Origin of the sequence: Methylobacterium sp. Leaf112 (assembly GCF_001423295.1) — a bacterium.
Classification (GTDB): domain Bacteria; phylum Pseudomonadota; class Alphaproteobacteria; order Rhizobiales; family Beijerinckiaceae; genus Methylobacterium.
Window position 1 is genome coordinate 45,065 of the sequence record NZ_LMNG01000010.1, and the last position, 20,058, is coordinate 65,122.

The following is a 20,058-nucleotide window of genomic DNA, read 5'->3' on the forward strand; positions in this document are numbered from 1 at the left end:
CGGGCCGCGAACCTGCCGTGACGGGCCGCGAACCTGCCATGACGGGCCGCGAACCTGCCATGACGGGCCGCGAACCTGCTATGACGGGCCATGAACCTGCTTCTGCCCGGCATCGCGGCGGCCTTCCTCCTCACCTTCGCGCGGGTCGGCACCCTGGTGATGCTGCTGCCGGGGGTCGGCGAGCAGCTCGTGTCGCCGCGCCTCCGCCTGGCCTTCGCGCTGCTGCTCACCCTCGTGCTGTTCCCGACCGTGCGGCCGCTCCTGCCGATGCAGGGCGAGGCCATCGCCGGGCCGGGGCTCATCGCCCTGCTGTTCGGCGAGGTGCTGGTCGGGCTGGTGCTCGGCCTCAGCGTGCGGATGGTGCTCGCCGCCCTGCAGGTCGCCGGCGTGGTGATGTCGCAGCAGCTCGGCCTGTCCTACGCCATGACCGTCGATCCGACGCAGGGCGGCCAGCAGACGGCGCTGGGCAATTTCCTGGCGCTCCTCGGCGTCACCCTCATCGTGGCCACCGACCTGCATCACATCGCCCTCGCGGCCATCGGCCGGAGCTACGTGCTGCTGCCGCCGGACGGCGTACCGGGGTTCGGCGAGGCGGCGGCCCTGGCCCTGAAGGCCATCGCGCGGGGCTTTGCGCTGGGCGTGCAGATCTCGGCGCCGTTCATCGCCTTCGGCATCCTGTTCAACGTCGGGCTCGGCGTGCTCGCCCGGCTGATGCCGCAGATGCAGGTGTTCTTCGTGGCCGTGCCGGCCTCGGTGCTCATCGGCATGCTGGTGCTGCTCGGGAGTCTGGGCGTGATGATGGGGGTGTTCCTGGACGATATCGGGCGTTACCTCGCGGACCTCGCCGGGCGATGAGCCGCGCTTCCGGCAGCACGGGGGCCTGACCCATGTCCGACGATGCGGATCCGGAAGACAAGACCGAAGACCCGACTCCGCGGCGCATCGAGAAGGCCATCGAGCAGGGCAACGTCCCCAACTCCGTCGAGATCAACACGCTCTTCATCCTGGCGGCCTTCACCTTGGCCCTGGTGATGGCGTCGGGCTCCATCGCGCGCGAACTCGTGGCCGGCATGCGCGGCTTCCTCATGAACGCCCACGCGGTGCCCTCCGACCCGCACGTCTATGCCGCCATGGGCCTGCGCACGATGCTGATCTACGCCCAGGCGCTCGCCATCCCGGTGGGGCTGGTGGTGGTGGCGGGGCTGGCCGCGGGCCTGCTCCAGCACCCCCTGGTGTTCTCCGTCGAAGCCATCGGGCTGAAATGGGAGCGGCTCTCGCCCATGGCCGGCGCCAAGCGCATCTTCGGCAAGGAGGCGATGTTCCAGTTCGTGAAGGGGCTGGCCAAGCTCGCCATGGTGGGCATCGTCGGCGGCACCATCCTGTGGGGCGAGCGCGACCGCCTCGACGCGTTCGTGCGCCTCGACCTCACCGCCACCCTGGCGGCGATCCTGGCCATCTGCCTCAAGCTCATGGGCGGCATGCTGGCGGTGTTCGTCGTCATCGCCATGGGCGACGCCCTGTACCAGCGCTTCCAGTGGCGGCAGAAGCTGCGCATGTCCAAGGAGGAGATGAAGCAGGAGCACAAGGAGAGCGACGGCAACCCCGAGGTGAAGGGCCGGATGAAGCAGATCCGCGCCCAGCGGGTGAAGAAGCGCATGATGGCGGCCGTGCCCACCGCCACCGTCATCGTCACCAACCCGACCCACTACGCCGTGGCCCTGCGCTACGAGGCCGGCATGCAGGCGCCGATCTGCGTCGCCAAGGGCGTCGACAGCCTGGCGCTCCGCATCCGGGCGCTCGCCAAGGAACACGGCGTGCCGGTGCTGGAGAACCCGCCGCTGGCCCGCGCGCTGCACGCCACCGTGGACATCGACGAGGAGATCCCGGCCGAGCATTACCGGGCCGTCGCTGAGGTCATCGGCTTCGTCATGCGCCTGCGGCGCCGGGCGGCGTGAGCCTTTCGGCGCGTGCGAGATCGGCCAAGCACCACGGTTTGTGCACCTTTTTCCCCGCAATTTAACGGAAGCCGTGGCGGGATGACCCTTGCCGCGCGTGCGGACCGGGCGCTAACCGGTAGGCGCAAGAAAGGTGGATCGACCCGGGATGGCTGAGTTCAGCGGACCAACCAAGGCCGCGTCGAACGCGATCGACCGGTCCGAGCGGCCGGGCCGCGTCGGATTGCTCCTGGTCCTGGCGGGGCTGCTGGTGGGGGCGGCCGTCGGCCTGTCCTTCGTTGCCAACGAGCAGGCCCAGCCGCTCATCCTCGGCCTCCTGGCGCTGCTCGCCATGGCGGGCGTGTTCTGCCTGTTCGCGCTCGCCATCGGCGCGCTCCAGCTCGCCGGGCAGACGGGGCGGGACGACATCACCAAGGCCATCGTCGACGCCTCGCCCGAGGGCACCATCGTGGTGGAGGAGGGCGGTCGGCTCATCTACGCCAACGAGGCCTACCTCACCATCGCGGGCGGTGAGAGCTTCGCCAACCTGCGGGCCGTGGAACGGGTCTTCGTCGGCTCGCCCGAGGTGTCGGAGGCGGTCTACCGCCTGGCCCAGGCCGCCCGCGAGGGCCTCGGCCACGGCGAGGAGATCCGCATGGCGCCGCCGCCCGACGGGGCCGGCGACCGCGCCTTCGCGTGGTACCGCATCGCCGTGCGGCCCATCGACCGGCCGCGCCGGCCCGCCGCCCTGTGGACCGTGAGCGACATCACCCACGAGCGCGAGCGCCAGGAGAACGTCTTCCAGGAGCTCCAGCACGCCATCGACTACCTCGACCACGCCCCCGCCGGTTTCCTCTCCATCGATCCGGCCGGGTCCGTCGTCTACATGAACGCCACCCTGGCGACCTGGCTCGGCTACGACCTCGCCACCGTGGGCTCGGGCGGCCTGCGCCTGCCCGAGATCGCGCCGGGCGCCGACGTGCTCACTGCCACGGGGGGACAGCCCGGCGAGGTCAGGACCGACCGGTTCGACCTCGATCTGCGCCGCCGCAACGGCCACCCCCTGCCGGCCCGGCTCTACCACCGCGTCGCCTTCGGGCAGGACGGCAAGCCCGGGTCCTCGCGCACCATCGTGCTCAACCGCTCCGCCGGCGCCGAGACCGACGAGCCCCAGCGCGCGGCGGAAGTGCGCCTCGCGCGCTTCCTCAACAACAGCCCCATCGCCATCGCGACGGTCGACCACGCCGGCCACATCGCCCGCGCCAACGCCTCGTTCGCGCGCCTGTTCGGCGGCACCCCGCGCCAGGCGATGCCGGACGGGCACGGCAGCCTCAACGCCGAGCCGACCATCTGGGACGCCCTGGTGGAGCGCGACCGCGCCGCCCTGGAGACGGCCCTGACCAAGGCGTCCGGCGGGCTCGCCGCCATCGAGCCCATCGAGGTGATGCTGACGGGCGCCGGCAACCGCTCGGCCCGGGTCTGGCTCAGCCCCGCCGGCGTCGAGGGCGCCGCGGAAGGGGCTCCGGCCCCAGGTACGCCCGCTCAAGGCACGCCCGCTCAAGGTACTTCCGGTCAAGGCACCAAGGCCGACGAATCCGGCGACCGCGAACGGGTGATCCTCTACGCCCTGGACACCACCGCCCAGCGCCAGCTCGAACAGCAGGTCGCCCAGGCCCAGAAGATGGACACCGTAGGCCAGCTCGCCGGCGGCATCGCGCACGACTTCAACAACGTCCTGCAGGCGATCATCGGCTACTCGGACCTGCTGCTCGCGAGCCACCGGCCCACCGACCCGGCGTTCCAGGACATCATGCAGATCAAGCAGAACGCCAACCGGGCCGCCAGCCTGGTGCGTCAGCTGCTGGCCTTCTCCCGCCGCCAGACCCTGCGGCCCGAGGTGATGAGCGTCGGCGAGGCCCTGTCCGACCTCACCCTGCTGCTGAAGCGCCTGCTCGGCGAGCGGGTCGACCTCGACCTCAAGCACGGGCGCGAGATCTGGCCGATCAAGGCCGACGTGAACCAGTTCGAGCAGGTCATCGTCAACCTCGCGGTCAACGCCCGCGACGCCATGCCTGAGGGCGGGCGTCTGCTCATCCGCACCGCCAACGTGGTGCACGATTCCACCCCCGAGGAGGCGCGCCTCGGCATGCCGGCGGGCGACCACGTCCTCATCGAGGTCATCGACACCGGCCAGGGCATCCCGCCCGACGTCATGGAGAAGATCTTCGAGCCGTTCTTCACCACCAAGGAGATCGGCAAAGGCACCGGCCTCGGTCTCTCGACGGTGTTCGGCATCGTCAAGCAGAGCGGTGGCACCATCGACGTGCGCTCGACGGTGGGGGAGGGCACCACCTTCCGCATCTACTTCCCCCGCCACGAGCCCGTGGCCGAGCCGGAGCCGGCGCCCCTGCCGGCCACGAGCACCACGGGCGAGATCGCCGCCCACCGCCTCAAGGGCACCCCCGAACTCGCCGCCCCGTCGCCGAGGAAGCCTGCGCCCGACCATACCGGCCAGGGCGTGATCCTGCTGGTGGAGGATGAGGATCCCGTGCGCGCCGTCAACAGCCGCGCCCTGTCGGCCCGCGGCTACACGGTGCTGGAGGCCGCCTCCGGCCTCGACGCCCTCAAGATCATCGAGGACAAGAGCCAGACCATCGACCTCGTCGTGTCCGACGTGGTGATGCCCGAGATGGACGGCCCGACCCTGCTGCGGGAGCTGCGCAAGCACCACCCCGACCTCAAGGTGATCTTCGTGTCCGGCTACGCCGAGGACGCGTTCCGCAAGAACCTGCCCGAGGGCGAGGACTTCAACTTCCTGCCCAAGCCCTTCAGCCTGAAGCAGCTCGTCGAGACGGTGAAGGAAACCATCGCGCGCTGATTTTTGCGGGGGCAACGAACCGTGCGACTCGGGGCTTCGAACCTGACGTCAGATAAGTTGGCCGGAGGCCGATGATCTCCACGCCGTCATTCCGGGGCCGCGGAGCGGAACCCGGAATCCAGAGCCGCGACGCGCGTTCGACATGGCCCTTCCTGTGTTTCCAAGTTCCGGGTTCGCCTGCGGCGACCCGGAATGAGTGCGCGGGTGTCGTGACCGACCACGCAATCCGGCGAGCGGTCCGCCATCGTTTTGAAGCCGTCGCTCCGAAACCACGTCTGCCAGCCTTGCGGAATGAGAACAAAACGAGTACATCAATCGTCATCCGAGGCGCATTGAGCCTTGCTCCCACCCCATGCATAAGGATGCCGACGAATGGCCCAGCCAGCGCTGAAAGTTGTGGACGCTCCCATGGTGGACAAGGACAAGGCGAAGGCGATCGACGCCGCACTGTCGCAGATCGAGCGCGCCTTCGGGAAGGGCTCGATCATGCGCCTGGGCAAGAACGCCCAGGTGGCCGAGGTGGAGGTGGTTTCCACCGGCTCCCTCGGGCTCGACATCGCGCTCGGCGTCGGCGGCCTGCCGCGCGGGCGCGTAATCGAAATCTACGGCCCGGAATCCTCGGGTAAGACCACGCTGGCGCTTCACACCATCGCCGAGGCCCAGAAGAAGGGCGGCGTCTGCGCCTTCGTCGACGCCGAGCACGCCCTGGACCCGATCTACGCCCGCAAGCTCGGCGTGCAGCTCGACGACCTGCTGATCTCGCAGCCCGACACCGGCGAGCAGGCCCTCGAGATCACCGACACCCTGGTGCGCTCGGGCGCCATCGACGTCCTCGTGGTCGATTCCGTGGCGGCGCTGACGCCCCGCGCCGAGATCGAGGGCGAGATGGGCGACAGCCAGCCCGGCCTCCAGGCCCGGCTCATGAGTCAGGCCCTGCGCAAGCTCACAGGCTCGATCTCGCGCTCGAAGTGCATGGTGATCTTCATCAACCAGATCCGCATGAAGATCGGCGTGATGTACGGTAGCCCCGAGACCACCACGGGCGGCAACGCCCTGAAGTTCTACGCCTCAGTCCGCCTCGACATCCGCCGCGTCTCGACCCTGAAGGATCGCGACGAGGCCATCGGCAACCAGGTCCGCGTGAAGGTGGTGAAGAACAAGGTCGCCCCGCCGTTCAAGCAGGTCGAGTTCGACATCATGTTCGGCGAGGGCGTCTCCAAGGTCGGCGAGCTCATCGACCTCGGGGTCAAGGCCGGCATCGTCGAGAAGTCGGGCGCCTGGTTCTCCTACAACAGCCAGCGCCTCGGCCAGGGCCGCGAGAACTCGAAGGGTTTCCTGCGGGACAACCCCGACATCGCCGCGAAGATCGAGGCGGCGATCCGCCAGAATTCCGGCATCCTCGCCGACAAGATCCTGGATACGGCCAAACCCACCGAAGAGGATCTGGACGAAGGCGAAGCCTGAGTTCCGGCCCCGTCACCCGACATGAGAAGGCCGCCGGGCCCCGTGCCCGGCGGCTTTCTCATGGTGCCTAGCTATTCACGCCGCCCGCGCCGCCGCGAAGAGGCGGACGATTTTGGCGGGCAAATGCCCCGAATGACACGAGTGTGCCGAGGCGGCCTCGGCGACGTCACGGACGATGTCCTGGGTCGTCGGACCCTGCTGCTCGCGGGAGGCCGCGATGGTGGAGGCGACGCCGTTGATTTCGCGATCTCGCGGATACGTGCCGTGATGGCGGCGATCGCCGAGACTGCCTGACTCGTGGCGGACTGGATCTCGGCGATCTGGCAGGAAATCTCCTGGGTGGCCTGCGCCGTCTGCCTCGCGAGCCTCTGCACTTCCACGGGCGCCTGGATTAGGCCGCGGCGCGTCCTCCGACCATCAGCCCGGCGGTAGCACCTCGATGGCGATGCCGGCATAGAACGCCGCGAGGTCGGCGATCTCGGCATCCGACAGGCCCTTGGCGACGACATTCATGATCGCGTTGCTCCGGCGCCCGTCGCGGTACTCGGTGAGCGCCTTGACGAGGTACGGCTCGACCTGTCCCGCGAGGTTCGGGGCTTCCGGCAGCTTCGACAGCCCGTCCATGCCGTGGCAGGTCTGGCAGGCGGTGGCGGCCTTGCGGCCCGCCTTGGCATCGCCGGCCCGCGCCGGACCGATGGCGAGCCCGCTCAGGAGCGTGGCGGCGAGGAACAGGGCGGCGGTGGGATGGGTCATGCGGACTCCGGGTTCTGGGGCGATCGAGATATCCGCGCGCAGGCCGTCGAACCAGAAGCCGCAGGGCCATGGGGCAGACGCGACCTGCGGCCGGCGAGCCGGGCGGGCGCGCGGCCCGCCCCCCAAAAGGTCACTTCCCCTCGTACGAGATCCGGTAGATTGCCCCGGCCGTGTCGTCGGCGACGAGCAGCGAGCCGTCGAGGAACACGGCCACGTCCGCCGGGCGGCCGAGATACTCGCCGTCGCCCGTGAGCCAGCCCTCGGCGAACGGCACCGGCGCGCCCGCCTTGCCGTCCTTCTCCACCGGCACGAACATGATCCGGGCGCCGATGGGCGTGGTGCGGTTCCAGGAGCCGTGCTCGGCGATGAAGATCCCGCCGCGATAGGCGGCCGGGAACTGCTTGCCGGTGTAGAACGCCATGCCGAGATCGGCCGCATGCGGCGGCAACTCGGCCTGCGGGAACACCGCCCCCTTCGGAGGCTCCTCGTCCTTGTACTCGACGGTGCGGACGGCGCCGCCGCCGAACCACGGGAAGCCGAAGAATTCCCCGGCCTTCGTGGCGCGGTTGAGTTCGCCCGGCGGGGTGTCGTCGCCCATGCCGTCGACCTGGTTGTCGGTGAACCACAGGGACTTGTCGGCGGGGCTGAAATCCATGCCGACGGAATTGCGGATGCCCGTGGCGAACACCTCGCGGTTCTTCCCGTCGGCATCCATCCGGACGATGCCGCCGATGCCGGTTCTGGCGTAGAGGTCGCGCTTCTCCGCCGGCGGCACGTTGTAGGGCTGGCCGAGGGACACGTAGGTCTTGCCGTCGGGGCCGATGCGGCAGATCCGGGCGGTGTGGTTGTAGCTCTCCTCCGCGGCCGGGATCAGCGCGCCCTGCTTGACCAGCACGCCGGCGGCGACGTCGGGGCTCTCGTAGAAGAACTCCGCCGCCGGGAACGACAGCACCCGGTTCTGTTCGGCGATGGTGAGCACGCCGTCCTTCGAGAAGCAGACGCCGTTGGGGATCTTGAAGTCGATGCCGGGCGCGAAGGCCCGGACCTCGTCGGCGACCCGGTCCTTGTCCCGGTCGGTCACCGTGTAGACCTTGGTCTTGCGGGTGCCGACGAACAGCACGCCGGCGTTGGGCCCGACCGCGATGGAGCGGGCATCGGGCACCACGGCGTAGAGGTCGATCCGGAAGCCCTCGGGCAGCTTGATCTTGCCCAGCGTCCGGCGGAGCGCATCGGCGCGGCGCCCGGTCTGGGGGATCTCGGGCGCCTCGGCCGTGCCCGTGCTCTGCATGCCCTGGAGCTTCTCCAAGGCGTCGGCCTTGGCCTTCGTCTCGGCGGGGGCGGCCCCCTGCGCCTGCGCCCCGAGGGGGGCCGAACCGAGGGTGACGCCGGCCAGAAGCGTCGCGACGAGGACGGATCGCATGGGGTACTCTCCCGGCTCCGCCCGCATGATCGGGGCGGTTGCCGGACGGACGTTACGGGCTTGCCGGTGGTCTCCACAAGGGGAGGGCCGTCCCCCGCGGGGGACGGCCCTCCCCGGGATGTCAGTACGGCAGGATCTTGACGAACAGGCCCCACAGCACGAGCAGGATGCCGACCACCGAGACGCCCCAGATGATGGAGCGGATCTTCGGCACGCCTAAGCCGTAGACCGGCAGGTAGGCGAGGCGCCCGAAGAAGTAGAGGTAGGCGCCCAGCACCACGGCGGTGTTGTGGCGCCCCGTGGCGACGCAGGCGAGCACCAGGGCGGCGAAGATCGGGAACGTCTCGAAGAAGTTCTTCGAGGCCTTCTCCAGGCGGGCGGCCGCGCCCGTCACCTCCGGCGTCCGGCCCTCGCGGTTGCCGGCGGCCCAGGTGAAGCCGCCGCGCTGCTGCAGGCCGCTGTAGGAGGCGGCGATGATGTGGACGAGGCCGAGGAAGCAGGACCAGGCAAGGAGGCGGATTTCGACGGGCATGGGCGCGGTGTGTCCTTGGTCGGTGGTGATCCCCGTACCTAGACCATCGCGCGGGCGAGGGGCACCCGCCGGTGCGAAACGTGAAACCGCCCGTGACTTGAGCCGGAACCCTCCGTATGAGACGCCTGCGCGCGGACTAGCCGTCATGGCCGTCAGCACCGACCCGGCAGGGCCCACCGACAGAGTCTTTACAGCGATGAGCGGCGTCAACGAGATCCGGTCGACCTTCCTCGACTACTTCGCAAAGGCGGGCCACGAGGTTCTGCCGTCCTCGTCGCTGGTGCCGCGCAACGACCCGACGCTGATGTTCACCAACGCCGGCATGGTGCAGTTCAAGAACGTCTTCACCGGTGTCGAGAAGCGAACCTACAATCGCGCCACCACATCGCAGAAATGCGTTCGCGCGGGGGGCAAGCACAACGACCTCGACAACGTCGGCTACACCGCGCGGCACCACACCTTCTTCGAGATGCTCGGCAACTTTTCCTTCGGCGATTACTTCAAGCCGCAGGCCATCGAACTTGCTTGGGATCTGATCACCAAGGAATTCGGCCTGTCGAAGGACCGCCTGCTGGTGACGGTCTATGCCGACGACGACGAGGCCGCCTCGCTGTGGAAGAAGATCGCCGGATTCTCCGACGACCGGATCATCCGCATCGGCACCTCGGACAACTTCTGGCAGATGGGCGACACCGGCCCGTGCGGACCGTGCTCGGAGATCTTCATCGATCAGGGCCCCGGCCTGCAGGGCGGCCCGCCCGGCTCGCCCGACGAGGACGGCGACCGCTTCCTCGAATTCTGGAACCTCGTGTTCATGCAGTACGAGCAGGTGGAGCCGGGCAACCGCCTCGCCCTGCCACGCCCTTCCATCGACACCGGCATGGGCCTGGAGCGCATGGCCGCCATCCTCCAGGGGGTGACGAGCAACTACGAGACGGACCTGTTCCGCGCCCTCATCGACGCCGTGAGCCACGCCGTCGGCCGCCCGCCGGAGCCCGCCACCCGCGCCTCCTACCGGGTCGTCGCCGACCACCTGCGCGCCGCGTCCTTCCTCGTCGCCGATGGCGTGCTGCCGGGCAACGAGGGCCGGGGCTACGTCCTGCGCCGGATCATGCGCCGGGCCATGCGCCACCTCGAACTCCTGGGCTCCCGCGAGCCGGTGATGTACCGCCTGGTGCCGACCCTGGTGCGCGAGATGGGTCAGGCCTACCCCGAACTCACCCGCGCGGAGACGCTCATCGGCGAGACCCTGCGGCTGGAGGAGACCCGGTTCCGCCGCACCCTGGAGCGGGGGCTGGCCATCCTCGACGCCGAGACCCGCGACCTCGCGCAGGGCCAGAACCTGTCGGGCGAGACGGCCTTCACCCTCTACGACACCTACGGCTTCCCCCTCGACCTGACCCAGGACGCCCTCAAGGCGCGCGGCATCGGCGTCGACACCGACGCGTTCGGGGCCGCCATGGAGCGCCAGCGCAAGGCCGCGCGCGCCGCCTGGACGGGCTCCGGCGAGGCCGCCACCGAGACCGTCTGGTACGGCCTCAAGGAGCGCACCGGCGCCACGGAGTTCCTGGGGTATGAGACGGAGTCGGCCGAAGGCATCGTCACGGCTCTGCTTCGCGACGGCGCCGAGGTGGAGGCCCTGGAGGCCGGCCAGACCGGCCTCGCCCTCGTCAACCAGACCCCGTTCTACGCCGAATCCGGCGGTCAGGTCGGCGACACCGGTACGCTGACGGCCGCCGGCCTGAAGGCGCGGGTGACGGCCACCGAGAAGAAGCTCGGCGACCTCTTCGTCCACCACGTCACCGTGGACGAGGGCCGGCTCGCCCTGAACCAGCCCGTGGAACTCTCCGTCGAGGCCGATCGGCGCGCCGCCATCCGGGCCAACCACTCGGCGACCCATCTCCTGCACGAGGCCCTGCGCCAGGTGCTCGGCGACCACGTCGCCCAGAAGGGCTCCCTCGTCTCGGCCGAGCGCCTGCGCTTCGATTTCAGCCACCCCAAGCCCCTCGACGAGGCCGAGATCCGCGCCGTCGAGGACATCGCCAACGCCGTGCTGCTGCAGAACACCCCCGTGGTGACGAAGCTCATGGCGCAGGACGAGGCCGTGGCCTCCGGCGCCCGCGCCCTGTTCGGCGAGAAGTACGGCGACGAGGTCCGCGTCGTCTCCATGGGCCTGCCTGGGGCGGGCGGTAAGGCGTTCTCGGTGGAGCTCTGCGGCGGCACCCATGCGGCGCGCACCGGCGAGATTGGTCAGGTCTCCGTCGTCGCCGAGAGTGCCGTCGGCGCGGGGGTGCGCCGCATCGAGGCCCTGACGGCGGATTCCGCGCGGCGCTTCCGCGCCGAGGAGGGCCGCACCCTGTCGCAGATCGCCGGCCTGCTCAAATCCGCCACCGCCGACGTACCCGAGCGCCTGGCGAGCCTCATCGAAGACCGCCGCCGCCTGGAACGCGAACTCACCGACGCGCGGAAAAAACTCGCCATGGGCGGGGCCGGATCGGGCGGTGACGAGATCGTGGAGATCGGCGGTGTGAAGCTCCTGGCCCGCGTGGTCGAGGGCGTCGAGATGCGCGACCTCAAGAGCCTGGCCGACGAGGGCAAGAGCCGGATCGGCTCTGGCATCGTCGCCCTGGTGGGCGTCGCCCCCGACGGCAAGGCCGGTCTCGTCGTCGGCGTCACCGCCGACCTCACCGAACGGTTCGACGCCGTCGCGCTGGTGCGGGCGGGCGCCGGCCACCTCGGCGGCAAGGGCGGCGGCGGTCGCCGCGACATGGCCCAGGCCGGAGGACCGGAGGGCACGGGCGCGGCGGCGGCCCTGGACGCGATCCGGACGGCCCTGGCCGGATAGGATCGTGGTGTGCGCGTCGTCGGCCGGTTCGGTGAATTGCCGAGCCCGCCGTGCGACGCCGCAGCGGTACCGCGTACGGCCTTCGATCGCGCGCACCGTGCCGCAAGCTCGGTCCACGGGATCTGCCCCGCACGCCGGGGAATACCGGCGGGCCCCCCGTGGGCACACGGTCGCGCGGCGCATCCCAGCACGGACCCGGGGGAGCCGACGGCCGACGATTCCTCGCGGCTTGCGGAGGCAGCGGCATGGAAAAGCGCCATCCCCGATGCCACCGGGCCTCCGACCCGCCCCTGAAGTTGCCTGCGGATTAGGCATATGACCTCAGCGTAGGCGCCGGCCGGGCCTGGGAATCCCGCCCGCCTCACCGCGTCGCGGCTGGAGGGCGTGGTGCGGTTTGTGCAGGATCGGCGATACGCTTCCCGGGCCGTTCGTGCGCGGCGAACGGTCCCGTGTGGCGTGGGCGGGCGCGGCCCCGCAACACCGGACCTCGCGCGCGCTCCGCCCCTGTGTCACCGCCCTGACCCGGACGTTCCATGCCCGAATGCCTCGTCTTCCGCGTGCCGACCCGGCACCCCGCCGACGTCTCGGGGGTGATGGACCTCATCGCCGCCGGCGCCGTGGCGGCGGATGAGATCGTGGCGATCTTCGGCAAGACCGAGGGCAACGGCTGCGTCAACGATTTCACCCGCCAGCTCGCCGTGATGGCCCTGGAGACCGCGCTCGCCGGCGCGATGGCGTGTACGCCCGAAGCCGTCGGCGGGCGGGTCGCCCTGGTGATGTCGGGCGGCACCGAGGGCGGCCTTTCCCCCCATCTCCTCGTATTGGCGCGCCGCGACGGCCCGGCCGTGCCCGGCGCGACGGCGCTGGCCATCGGCACCGCCTTCACGGCCGATTTCCGGCCCGAGGAGATCGGCCGCATGGCGCAAGTGCGGGCGACGGCAGCGGCGGTCGCCGAAGCCATGGCCCGGGCCGGGCTCGACGACCCGGAGGCCGTACATTTCGTCCAGGTGAAGTGTCCGCTCCTGACCAGCGCCCGCATCCAGGAGGCTGCCGCGCGCGGACGGGACGTCGCCACCCACGACACCTACGCCTCCATGGGCCTGACGCGCGGGGCCTCCGCCCTCGGCATCGCCCTGGCCCTCGGCGAAGTGGCGGACGAGGACCTCGCCGACGCCGCCATCGGTGCGCGACGGGACCTCTATTCCGGCCGCGCCAGCGCCTCGGCCGGCATCGAACTCATGCGCAACGAAGTCATCGTGCTGGGCAACGCGCCCGGCTGGACCGGCCCCCACGCCATCGCCCACCGGGTCATGCGCGACGGCATCGATTTTTTCGCAGTTCAGGGCGTGCTGGCGGATCTGGGCTTTCCCGGCTCCGGCCAACTGACGCCGGAGGAGTCGGAGCGCGTGGTCGCCCTGCTCGCGAAAGCCGAGCCCTCGCATGACGGCCTGATCCGCGGCCGGCGTCACATCATGAACGACGACAGCGACATCAACGCCACCCGGCACGCCCGCGCCCTGGTCGGTGGGGTCGCCGCCGCCGCCATCGGGCGCACCGACCTGTTCGTCTCCGGCGGCGCCGAGCACCAGGGACCCGACGGCGGCGGCCCTGTTGCGATCATCGCCCGCGTGAGGGACTGAAGCAATGCCCGACTTCGATCTCGCCATCCGGGGCGGCACCCTGGTCACCGCCACCGATACGTTTCGCGCCGATCTCGGCATCCGCGACGGGCGCATCGCGGGAATCGCCGCGCGGATCACGGATGCGGCCCGCACCCTCGACGCCTCCGGGCTCCTCGTGCTGCCGGGCGGCATCGACAGCCACGTCCACATCGCGCAGGATTCCGGCCCCGGCATCGTCATGGCGGACGACTTCGCCTCCGCGACCCGTGCGGCGGCGGCCGGCGGCAACACCTGCGTGATGCCGTTCGCGCTCCAGCCCCGCGGCGCCTCCCTGCGCGAGGCGACCCATGCCTACCGGGCGCTGGCGGAGGGCCAGTGCCACATCGATGTCGCCATCCACCTCATCGTCTCCGACCCGACGCCGGCGGTGCTCGGCCAGGAGCTGCCGGCCCTGATCGCTGAGGGCTACACCTCGTTCAAGGTGTTCATGACGTACGACGATCTGGTCTTGAACGACCGCCAGATCCTCGACGTGTTCGACGTGGCGCGGCGCGAGGGCGCCCGCGTCATGGTCCATGCCGAGGGCTACGACGCCATCCGGTACATGACCGAGAAGCTTGAGAAGGCCGGCGAGACCCGCCCGTTCGGGCATGCCCTGTCCCGGCCGCAGGTGGTGGAGCGCGAGGCGGCGCACCGGGCGATCGCGCACGCCGAACTCGTGGATCTCCCCATCGTCATCGTCCACGTCTCGGGCGCGGAGGCCATGGAGCAGATCGCCTGGGCGCGGGAGCGCGGGTTGAAAATCCACGCCGAGACCTGCCCGCAATACCTGACGCTCACCGCCGACCACATGAAGGGCATCGGCGCCGACGACCCGATGGCGGGGGCGAAATACGTCTGTTCGCCGCCGCCCCGCGAGGCCGCGAACCAGGCCGCGATCTGGCGCGGCCTCCGGACCGGCCTGTTCGACGTGGTCTCCTCCGACCACTGCCCGTTCCGCTACGACGACGTTCAGGGCAAGCTGAACCCGCGCGCGAGAAGCGCGTTCCGCTGGGTGCCCAACGGCATCCCGGGCATCGAGACCCGTCTGCCGATCCTGTTCTCGGAGGGCGTCTCGGCGGGGCGCATCTCCCTCAACCGCTTCGTGGAACTCACCGCCACGAATCACGCCAAGCTCTACGGGCTCTACCCGCGCAAGGGCTCCATCGGCATCGGGTTCGACGCCGACCTGACCCTCTGGGACCCGAACCGGCGCGAGACGATCCTGCAGGCCAACCTCCACCACGGCGCCGATTACACGCCCTGGGAGGGGTTCGCGGTGACGGGTTGGCCGGTGGTGACCCTCGCGCGGGGTGAGATCGTCGCCGAGGACGGGCGGGTGACCGGCGCACTCGGCCATGGACGGGTGCTCGACCGGGTTGTGCAAGCCGGTCCCCCGGTCTGATCGGACGCCGCGACATCGGATGCGAATCGGGTATCGTCTGGCCCGCCCCTTGCTGGGATGCGGGTCGGGAGACAACGCATGGACGTCGAGCTGATCCGCCTGACCAAGCGCTACGGCCACACCACGGCCGTGGACGGCATCGACCTGAAGGTCCGCTCGGGCGCCTATTGCTGCCTGCTCGGCCCCTCGGGCTGCGGCAAGACCACCACGTTGCGGATGATCGGCGGGCACGAGACCGTGTCCTCCGGCGACGTGGTCATCGGGCCGAAGGCGGTAGGCGATGCCACCCCGGCCGAGCGCGGCACCGCGATGATGTTCCAGAGCTACGCCCTGTTCCCCCACCTCAACTGCCGCGACAACGTCGCCTTCAGCCTGAAGATGCGGGGCATCGGCAAGACCGAGCGCCGGGCCAAGGCGCTCGCCATGCTCGACCTCGTGCAGATGGCGCATCTGGCCGAGCGACTGCCGGCCCAGCTCTCCGGCGGCCAGCAGCAGCGCGTCGCGCTCGCCCGCGCCCTGGTCACCGGACCCAAGGTCCTGCTCCTCGACGAGCCGCTCTCGGCCCTCGATCCGTTCCTGCGGGTGCGGATGCGGACCGAATTGAAGCGGCTCCAGGCCGAACTCGGCATCACCTTCATCCACGTCACCCACAGCCAGGAGGAGGCGATGGCGCTGTCCGACCTCGTGGTGGTGATGAACGGCGGCCGCATCGAGCAGGCGGCCGACCCCCGCACGATCTTCGAGCGCCCCGCCACCGCCTTCGTCGCCCGCTTCATCGGCGGCCACAACATCATCCGCCTGCCCGATGCGACGGAGGTCGCCGTCCGGGCGGACCGGATGCGCCTCGGGGCGGAGGCGGGGCCCGGGGCGGTGCCGGCGCGCGTCGTCTCGATCGAGTATCAGGGCACCAGCGTGCATGTGGGCTTCGAGGCCGACGGCCTCGGCGGGAGCGGCGCGGCCGCGCTCACGGCCGTCATCGACGACGGCGCCTATGCCGGCCACCCCCTCGCGCTGGGCCAGACCGTGCCCCTCGGCTGGGATGCCGCCGCCGCCCATCGCCTGAGCGCCTGAACCGTTTCTCACTGCGTACGAGGAATCCGCATGACGACCACGATCAAGCTGAGCCGCCGCACCCTGCTGCAGGGCGCGGGGGCCACCGGACTGGCCCTCGGCGCCGGCCCGATCACCGGCTTTCCCAACGTGATCGCCGCCGAGCCCGTGACCCTGCGCTACCTCGGCACCGCCGTGAACCAGTCCGGCGACATCGCCCGCAAGGTGAAGGAAGATCTCGGCATCACCCTCGAGTACATCCCCGTCGTCACCGACGAGGTGACGAAGCGCGTGGTGACCCAGCCGAACTCGTTCGACCTTCTCGACACCGAGTTCTTCAGCCTGAAGAAGCTCATCCCCTCGGGCAACATCCAGGGCATGGATGCGCGCCGGATCAAGCAGGCCGACAACATCACCCCGGTCTTCACCAAGGGCGAAGTGGCCGGAAAGAAGATCGGCGACCAGGGCACGGCACCCAAGAAGGTGTTCTACCTCGAGGGGCAGAACTCGAAGAATTTCGCCGGCTCGGCCACCGAGTGGATCACCCTGATCCCCACCACCTACAACGCCGACACGCTCGGCATCCGGCCCGACCTGATAAAGCGCCCGATCACGAGCTGGAAGGAACTCTTGAACCCCGAGTTCAAGGGTAAGGCCTCGATCCTCAACATCCCCTCCATCGGCATCATGGATGCCGCCATGGTGATCGAGGCCACCGGCGACTACACCTACCCCGACAAGGGCAACATGACGAAGGCGGAGATCGACCGCACCATCAAGCTGCTGATCGAGGCCAAGCGCGCCGGCCAGTTCCGCGCCTTCTGGCAGGATTTCAACGAATCAGTGAACCTGATGGCGTCCGGCGAGACGGTGATCCAGTCGATGTGGTCGCCCGCCGTCACCAAGGTGCGCTCGCAGGGCGTCGCCTGCATCTACCAGCCCCTCAAGGAGGGCTACCGCGCCTGGGCCACGGGCTTCGGCCTGCCCAAGACCCTGACGGGCCGCAAGCTGGATGCGGCCTACGACTTCATCAACTGGTTCCTGTCCGGCTGGGCCGGCGCCTACCTCAACCGCCAGGGCTACTACTCGGCGGTGCTGGAGACGGCCAAATCCCACATGGAGCCCTACGAGTGGGCCTTCTGGATGGAGGGCAAGGCCGCCGAGAAGGACATCAAGGGCCCGGACGGCGGCGTGCTGGAGAAGGCCGGCGCCACCCGCGACGGCGGCTCCTTCGAGGCCCGCATGGGGGGCGTCGCCTGCTGGAACGCGGTGATGGACGAGAACACCTACATGGTCCGTAAGTGGAACGAGTTCATCGCCGCGTGAGCGGGGTGATGCACCAGGCACGGAGCGCGCTTCCCTCTCCCCGCCCGGCGGGGAGAGGGCCTCGTCCTCCCCTTGTCGGGAGGGGAGGCGAGCCCGGCAGGGCGACGGTGAGGGGGTATCGCCGGTCGTGCCTCTTACGGTGGCGCCCCCTCACCCTCGCTGCCGCTCGGCTCGCCCCCGGCAAGGGGGGCTCGCCCCTCTCCCCGCAAGCGGGGAGAGGTTCTGCGCTCGGCTGGAGTGAGCCATGACCGACACTGCACTCTCCTCCCTCCCCGCCATCGCGAAAACCCCGGCCGTGACGGCCCCCACCACGAGCCTCACGGCCAAGACGCGGCGGCGCCGCGCGCTGGCCTATCTCCAGGCCGCCCCGCTGGCGCTGGTGTTCCTGGTGTTCTTCGTGGTGCCGCTGGCACTGACCCTGATCGTCAGCTTCTGGTCCTACAACGAGTACGAGATCATCCCGGCCTTCACGGTGCAGAACTACATCGACGTGTTCGAGGGCTGCCTCAACACGGCGGACGCCTGCACCACCGTGCGGACCTACCTCTCGACCCTGAAGTTCTGCGCGCTGACCTGGGTCTTCACCCTCGTGATCGGCTTCACGGTGGCGTATTTCGTCGCCTTCCACGTGCGTTCGAAGACGATGCAGATGGCGCTGTTCCTCGTTTGCACGATCCCGTTCTGGACCTCGAACGTGATCCGGATGATCTCCTGGATCCCGCTGCTCGGCCGCAACGGTCTCGTCAACGACACCCTGATGGGGATGGGCCTCATCAAGTCCCCCATCGAGGGCCTGCTGTACTCCGACTTCTCGGTGGTGCTCGCCTTCGTCCACCTCAACACGGTCTTCATGATCGTGCCGATCTTCAACAGCATGGCGCGGATCGACCGTTCGCTCATCGAGGCGGCCTACGATTCCGGCGCCACCGGCTGGCAGACCCTGTGGAACGTCGTGGTGCCGCTGGCCAAACCCGGCATCGCCATCGGATCGATCTTCGTGATCACCCTGGTGATGGGCGACTTCGTCACCGTCGGCGTCATGGGCGGCCAGCAGATCGCCTCGGTCGGTAAGGTCATCCAGGTCCAGATGTCGGCCCTGCAACTGCCGGCGGCGGCGGCCAACGCGGTGGTGCTGCTCGGTGCCGTGATGCTGATGATCGTGGCGATGACCCGCCTGATCGACCTGCGGAAGGAACTCTAGCGTTGAGCGACCGGCCCCGCTCCCCCGCCTTCTATGCCCTCGCGGCGTTCTTTGCTCTGTTCGTCGCCTTCCTGTACGGCCCGACGCTGACCATCCTGGTCCTCAGCTTCCAGGGTCCGCAGGGCGGCCTCACCTTCCCGATGAACGGGGTCTCGACGCACTGGTTCGGCAAGCTCTGGGCCGGTCTCGGCATCGTCGACATCTGGGGGGCGCTGTGGCGCTCGCTCCGCCTCGGCCTCGTGGTGATGGGCCTCACCGTGGTCATCGCGTTCTTCGCCGGCCTCGCCTTCCGCAAGCGCTTCCGCGGCGAGGGCGCGCTGTTCACCATCGCGGTGGCGAGCCTGATCGTGCCCTCCATCGTGGTCTCGCTCGGGATCGGCCTGGAATTCCGCCTCCTCGACGATGCGGTGAACTGGGCGGCGGCCGCCACCGGCTGGGGCTGGCTGCAGGAGCACGGCACCCTGATGGGGCTCTACACCTCGGCGCTGGGCGCGCACCTGACCTGGACGCTGCCCTTCGGCCTCCTCATCATGTTCGCGGTCTTCAACCGGTTCGATCCGGCCTACGAGGAGGCCGCCCGCGATCTCGGCGCCACCGGCGCACAGACCCTGCGGCACGTGGTGGTGCCGATCCTCGGCCCCTCGCTCGTCGGCGTCGCCCTGTTCGGCTTCACCTTGTCCTTCGACGAACTCGCCCGCACCAGCCAGGCCATCGGCGGCCGCAACACCCTGCCGCTCGAACTCCAGGGCCTCACCACCACCGTCACCACGCCGGAGATCTACGCGCTCGGCACCCTGACCACGGGCATGTCGCTCGCCGTCATCGGCCTCGCCCTCGGAACGAGCCTTTACCTCCAGCGGCGCAAGGCGAAGGCCGGGCTGCGCCTCGGCTAGGACTTCCGAGAACGGTTCGGGGCGGAAAGCCCGTGCGGGCTATCCTGGGATAATGCATGTGCAGGGAGGACGCTTACGATCCGCGCATCATCGGCGTTTTTGCAATAGGGGCTGGTGACCGGGAGAGATTTGGGCTTCCGCCTATGTGGCAAAGCGAAGTTGCTATGCACCCGGTTTCCAACAACGCTCCCATGACCATGCTGCTGCGCAAGCTCGACAGCATCGCCACCCTCTCGGATGAGGAGCAGGAGGCCGTTCGCAACCTGCCGGTCAGAATCCGGACCCTCGAGCCGAGACAGGATATCGTGCGGGAGGGCGACATGCCCTCGCAATGCTGCCTGGTCCTCGAAGGCTGGCTGTGCCGCTACAAGGTGTTGGGGGACGGGCGCCGCCAGATCTTCTCGTTCCACATTCCCGGCGACACCCCCGATCTGCAGAGCCTCCACCTGCCGGTGATGGATCACAGCCTCGGCACCATGACCGTGGCGACGGTGGCGTTCATCCCGCACGACAGCCTGCGCGACCTGACCCTGCGCTTCCCGCGCCTCGGGGCGGTGCTGTGGCGCGACACCCTGATCGACGCGGCGATCTTTCGCGCATGGATGACCGGCATGGGCCGCAAGTCGGCCTATGGCCGGATCGCCCACCTGTTCTGCGAGATGTACCTCAAGCTCGAAGCGGTGGGCCTCGCCGGCG

General features: G+C 69.6%; 15 protein-coding genes and 1 pseudogene. 12 read left to right on the plus strand and 4 right to left on the minus strand.

Going from position 1 to position 20,058, the window contains the following annotated elements; translation table 11 throughout:
- Positions 1 to 90 precede the first annotated feature (90 nt).
- The 4 genes from fliR (at position 91) to recA (ending at position 6,276) form a co-directional block, all read left to right on the plus strand.
- Positions 91 to 855, plus strand: a complete 765-nt coding sequence (gene fliR, locus ASF52_RS06255; protein WP_056169349.1) for a flagellar biosynthetic protein FliR — start codon at positions 91 to 93, stop codon at positions 853 to 855.
- A 32-nt stretch (positions 856 to 887) separates the two neighbouring features.
- Complete coding sequence (gene flhB, locus ASF52_RS06260) at positions 888 to 1,955, plus strand: flagellar biosynthesis protein FlhB (RefSeq protein WP_056169354.1); 1,068 nt, start codon at positions 888 to 890, stop codon at positions 1,953 to 1,955.
- Positions 1,956 to 2,103: 148 nt separating this feature from the next.
- The gene (locus tag ASF52_RS06265; RefSeq protein WP_056169357.1) at positions 2,104 to 4,812 is read left to right on the plus strand and encodes an ATP-binding protein; all 2,709 of its coding nucleotides are present in this window, start codon (positions 2,104 to 2,106) and stop codon (positions 4,810 to 4,812) included.
- Between the two features lie 372 nt (positions 4,813 to 5,184).
- Complete coding sequence (gene recA / locus ASF52_RS06270; RefSeq protein ID WP_056169360.1) at positions 5,185 to 6,276, plus strand: recombinase RecA; 1,092 nt, start codon at positions 5,185 to 5,187, stop codon at positions 6,274 to 6,276.
- A gap of 147 nt (positions 6,277 to 6,423) precedes the next feature.
- Here the strand turns inward: recA and ASF52_RS23135 are convergent.
- From ASF52_RS23135 to ASF52_RS06285, 4 genes and pseudogenes are all read right to left on the minus strand, one after another.
- Positions 6,424 to 6,653, minus strand: a pseudogene (locus ASF52_RS23135) (methyl-accepting chemotaxis protein); the annotation flags it as partial.
- Positions 6,654 to 6,693: 40 nt separating this feature from the next.
- Positions 6,694 to 7,029: a c-type cytochrome gene (locus tag ASF52_RS06275; RefSeq protein ID WP_056169363.1), complete on the minus strand. Its 336-nt coding sequence runs from the start codon at positions 7,027 to 7,029 to the stop codon at positions 6,694 to 6,696.
- Positions 7,030 to 7,159: 130 nt separating this feature from the next.
- Positions 7,160 to 8,449 (minus strand): PQQ-dependent sugar dehydrogenase, encoded by a 1,290-nt coding sequence (locus ASF52_RS06280; RefSeq protein WP_056169366.1) that lies wholly within the window; start codon positions 8,447 to 8,449, stop codon positions 7,160 to 7,162.
- A gap of 121 nt (positions 8,450 to 8,570) precedes the next feature.
- Positions 8,571 to 8,981, minus strand: a complete 411-nt coding sequence (locus ASF52_RS06285) for an MAPEG family protein (protein ID WP_056169369.1) — start codon at positions 8,979 to 8,981, stop codon at positions 8,571 to 8,573.
- Between the two features lie 196 nt (positions 8,982 to 9,177).
- Between ASF52_RS06285 and alaS the strand changes: the two genes are divergently transcribed.
- The 8 genes from alaS to ASF52_RS06325 form a co-directional block, all read left to right on the plus strand.
- Complete coding sequence (gene alaS / locus ASF52_RS06290) at positions 9,178 to 11,826, plus strand: alanine--tRNA ligase (RefSeq protein ID WP_056169372.1); 2,649 nt, start codon at positions 9,178 to 9,180, stop codon at positions 11,824 to 11,826.
- 533 nt (positions 11,827 to 12,359) lie between these two features.
- Positions 12,360 to 13,466 carry a ring-opening amidohydrolase gene (locus ASF52_RS06295; RefSeq protein WP_056169374.1) on the plus strand — a complete coding sequence of 369 codons (1,107 nt, stop codon included), beginning with the start codon at positions 12,360 to 12,362 and terminating at the stop codon, positions 13,464 to 13,466.
- 4 nt (positions 13,467 to 13,470) lie between these two features.
- Positions 13,471 to 14,892, plus strand: a complete 1,422-nt coding sequence (hydA, locus tag ASF52_RS06300; protein WP_056169377.1) for a dihydropyrimidinase — start codon at positions 13,471 to 13,473, stop codon at positions 14,890 to 14,892.
- A gap of 78 nt (positions 14,893 to 14,970) precedes the next feature.
- A complete protein-coding gene (locus ASF52_RS06305) occupies positions 14,971 to 15,963 on the plus strand; it encodes an ABC transporter ATP-binding protein (RefSeq protein WP_056169380.1) in 993 nt (330 codons plus the stop codon).
- Positions 15,964 to 15,993: 30 nt separating this feature from the next.
- Positions 15,994 to 17,268: an ABC transporter substrate-binding protein gene (locus ASF52_RS06310; protein ID WP_056169383.1), complete on the plus strand. Its 1,275-nt coding sequence runs from the start codon at positions 15,994 to 15,996 to the stop codon at positions 17,266 to 17,268.
- Positions 17,269 to 17,512: 244 nt separating this feature from the next.
- Positions 17,513 to 18,469, plus strand: a complete 957-nt coding sequence (locus ASF52_RS06315) for an ABC transporter permease (protein WP_056169386.1) — start codon at positions 17,513 to 17,515, stop codon at positions 18,467 to 18,469.
- A gap of 2 nt (positions 18,470 to 18,471) precedes the next feature.
- Positions 18,472 to 19,362, plus strand: coding sequence for an ABC transporter permease (locus tag ASF52_RS06320; protein ID WP_056169388.1), 891 nt, complete (start codon positions 18,472 to 18,474; stop codon positions 19,360 to 19,362).
- A 191-nt stretch (positions 19,363 to 19,553) separates the two neighbouring features.
- On the plus strand, positions 19,554 to 20,058 hold a 505-nt coding region (locus ASF52_RS06325; RefSeq protein WP_244473720.1), incomplete at its 3' end, for a Crp/Fnr family transcriptional regulator.

Bases quoted from the DNA above. Each gene is read 5' to 3' on its own strand.
- ASF52_RS06305 (WP_056169380.1), top strand. From the start codon at position 14,971: ATGGACGTCGAGCTGATCCGCCTGACCAAGCGCTACGGCCACACCACG.
- ASF52_RS06315 (WP_056169386.1), top strand. From the start codon at position 17,513: ATGACCGACACTGCACTCTCCTCCCTCCCCGCCATCGCGAAAACCCCG.
- ASF52_RS06310 (WP_056169383.1), top strand. From the start codon at position 15,994: ATGACGACCACGATCAAGCTGAGCCGCCGCACCCTGCTGCAGGGCGCG.
- ASF52_RS06280 (WP_056169366.1), bottom strand. From the start codon at position 8,449: ATGCGATCCGTCCTCGTCGCGACGCTTCTGGCCGGCGTCACCCTCGGT.
- recA (WP_056169360.1), top strand. From the start codon at position 5,185: ATGGCCCAGCCAGCGCTGAAAGTTGTGGACGCTCCCATGGTGGACAAG.
- alaS (WP_056169372.1), top strand. From the start codon at position 9,178: ATGAGCGGCGTCAACGAGATCCGGTCGACCTTCCTCGACTACTTCGCA.
- fliR (WP_056169349.1), top strand. From the start codon at position 91: ATGAACCTGCTTCTGCCCGGCATCGCGGCGGCCTTCCTCCTCACCTTC.
- ASF52_RS06275 (WP_056169363.1), bottom strand. From the start codon at position 7,029: ATGACCCATCCCACCGCCGCCCTGTTCCTCGCCGCCACGCTCCTGAGC.
- hydA (WP_056169377.1), top strand. From the start codon at position 13,471: ATGCCCGACTTCGATCTCGCCATCCGGGGCGGCACCCTGGTCACCGCC.
- ASF52_RS06295 (WP_056169374.1), top strand. From the start codon at position 12,360: ATGCCCGAATGCCTCGTCTTCCGCGTGCCGACCCGGCACCCCGCCGAC.
- ASF52_RS06265 (WP_056169357.1), top strand. From the start codon at position 2,104: ATGGCTGAGTTCAGCGGACCAACCAAGGCCGCGTCGAACGCGATCGAC.
- ASF52_RS06285 (WP_056169369.1), bottom strand. From the start codon at position 8,981: ATGCCCGTCGAAATCCGCCTCCTTGCCTGGTCCTGCTTCCTCGGCCTC.
- flhB (WP_056169354.1), top strand. From the start codon at position 888: ATGTCCGACGATGCGGATCCGGAAGACAAGACCGAAGACCCGACTCCG.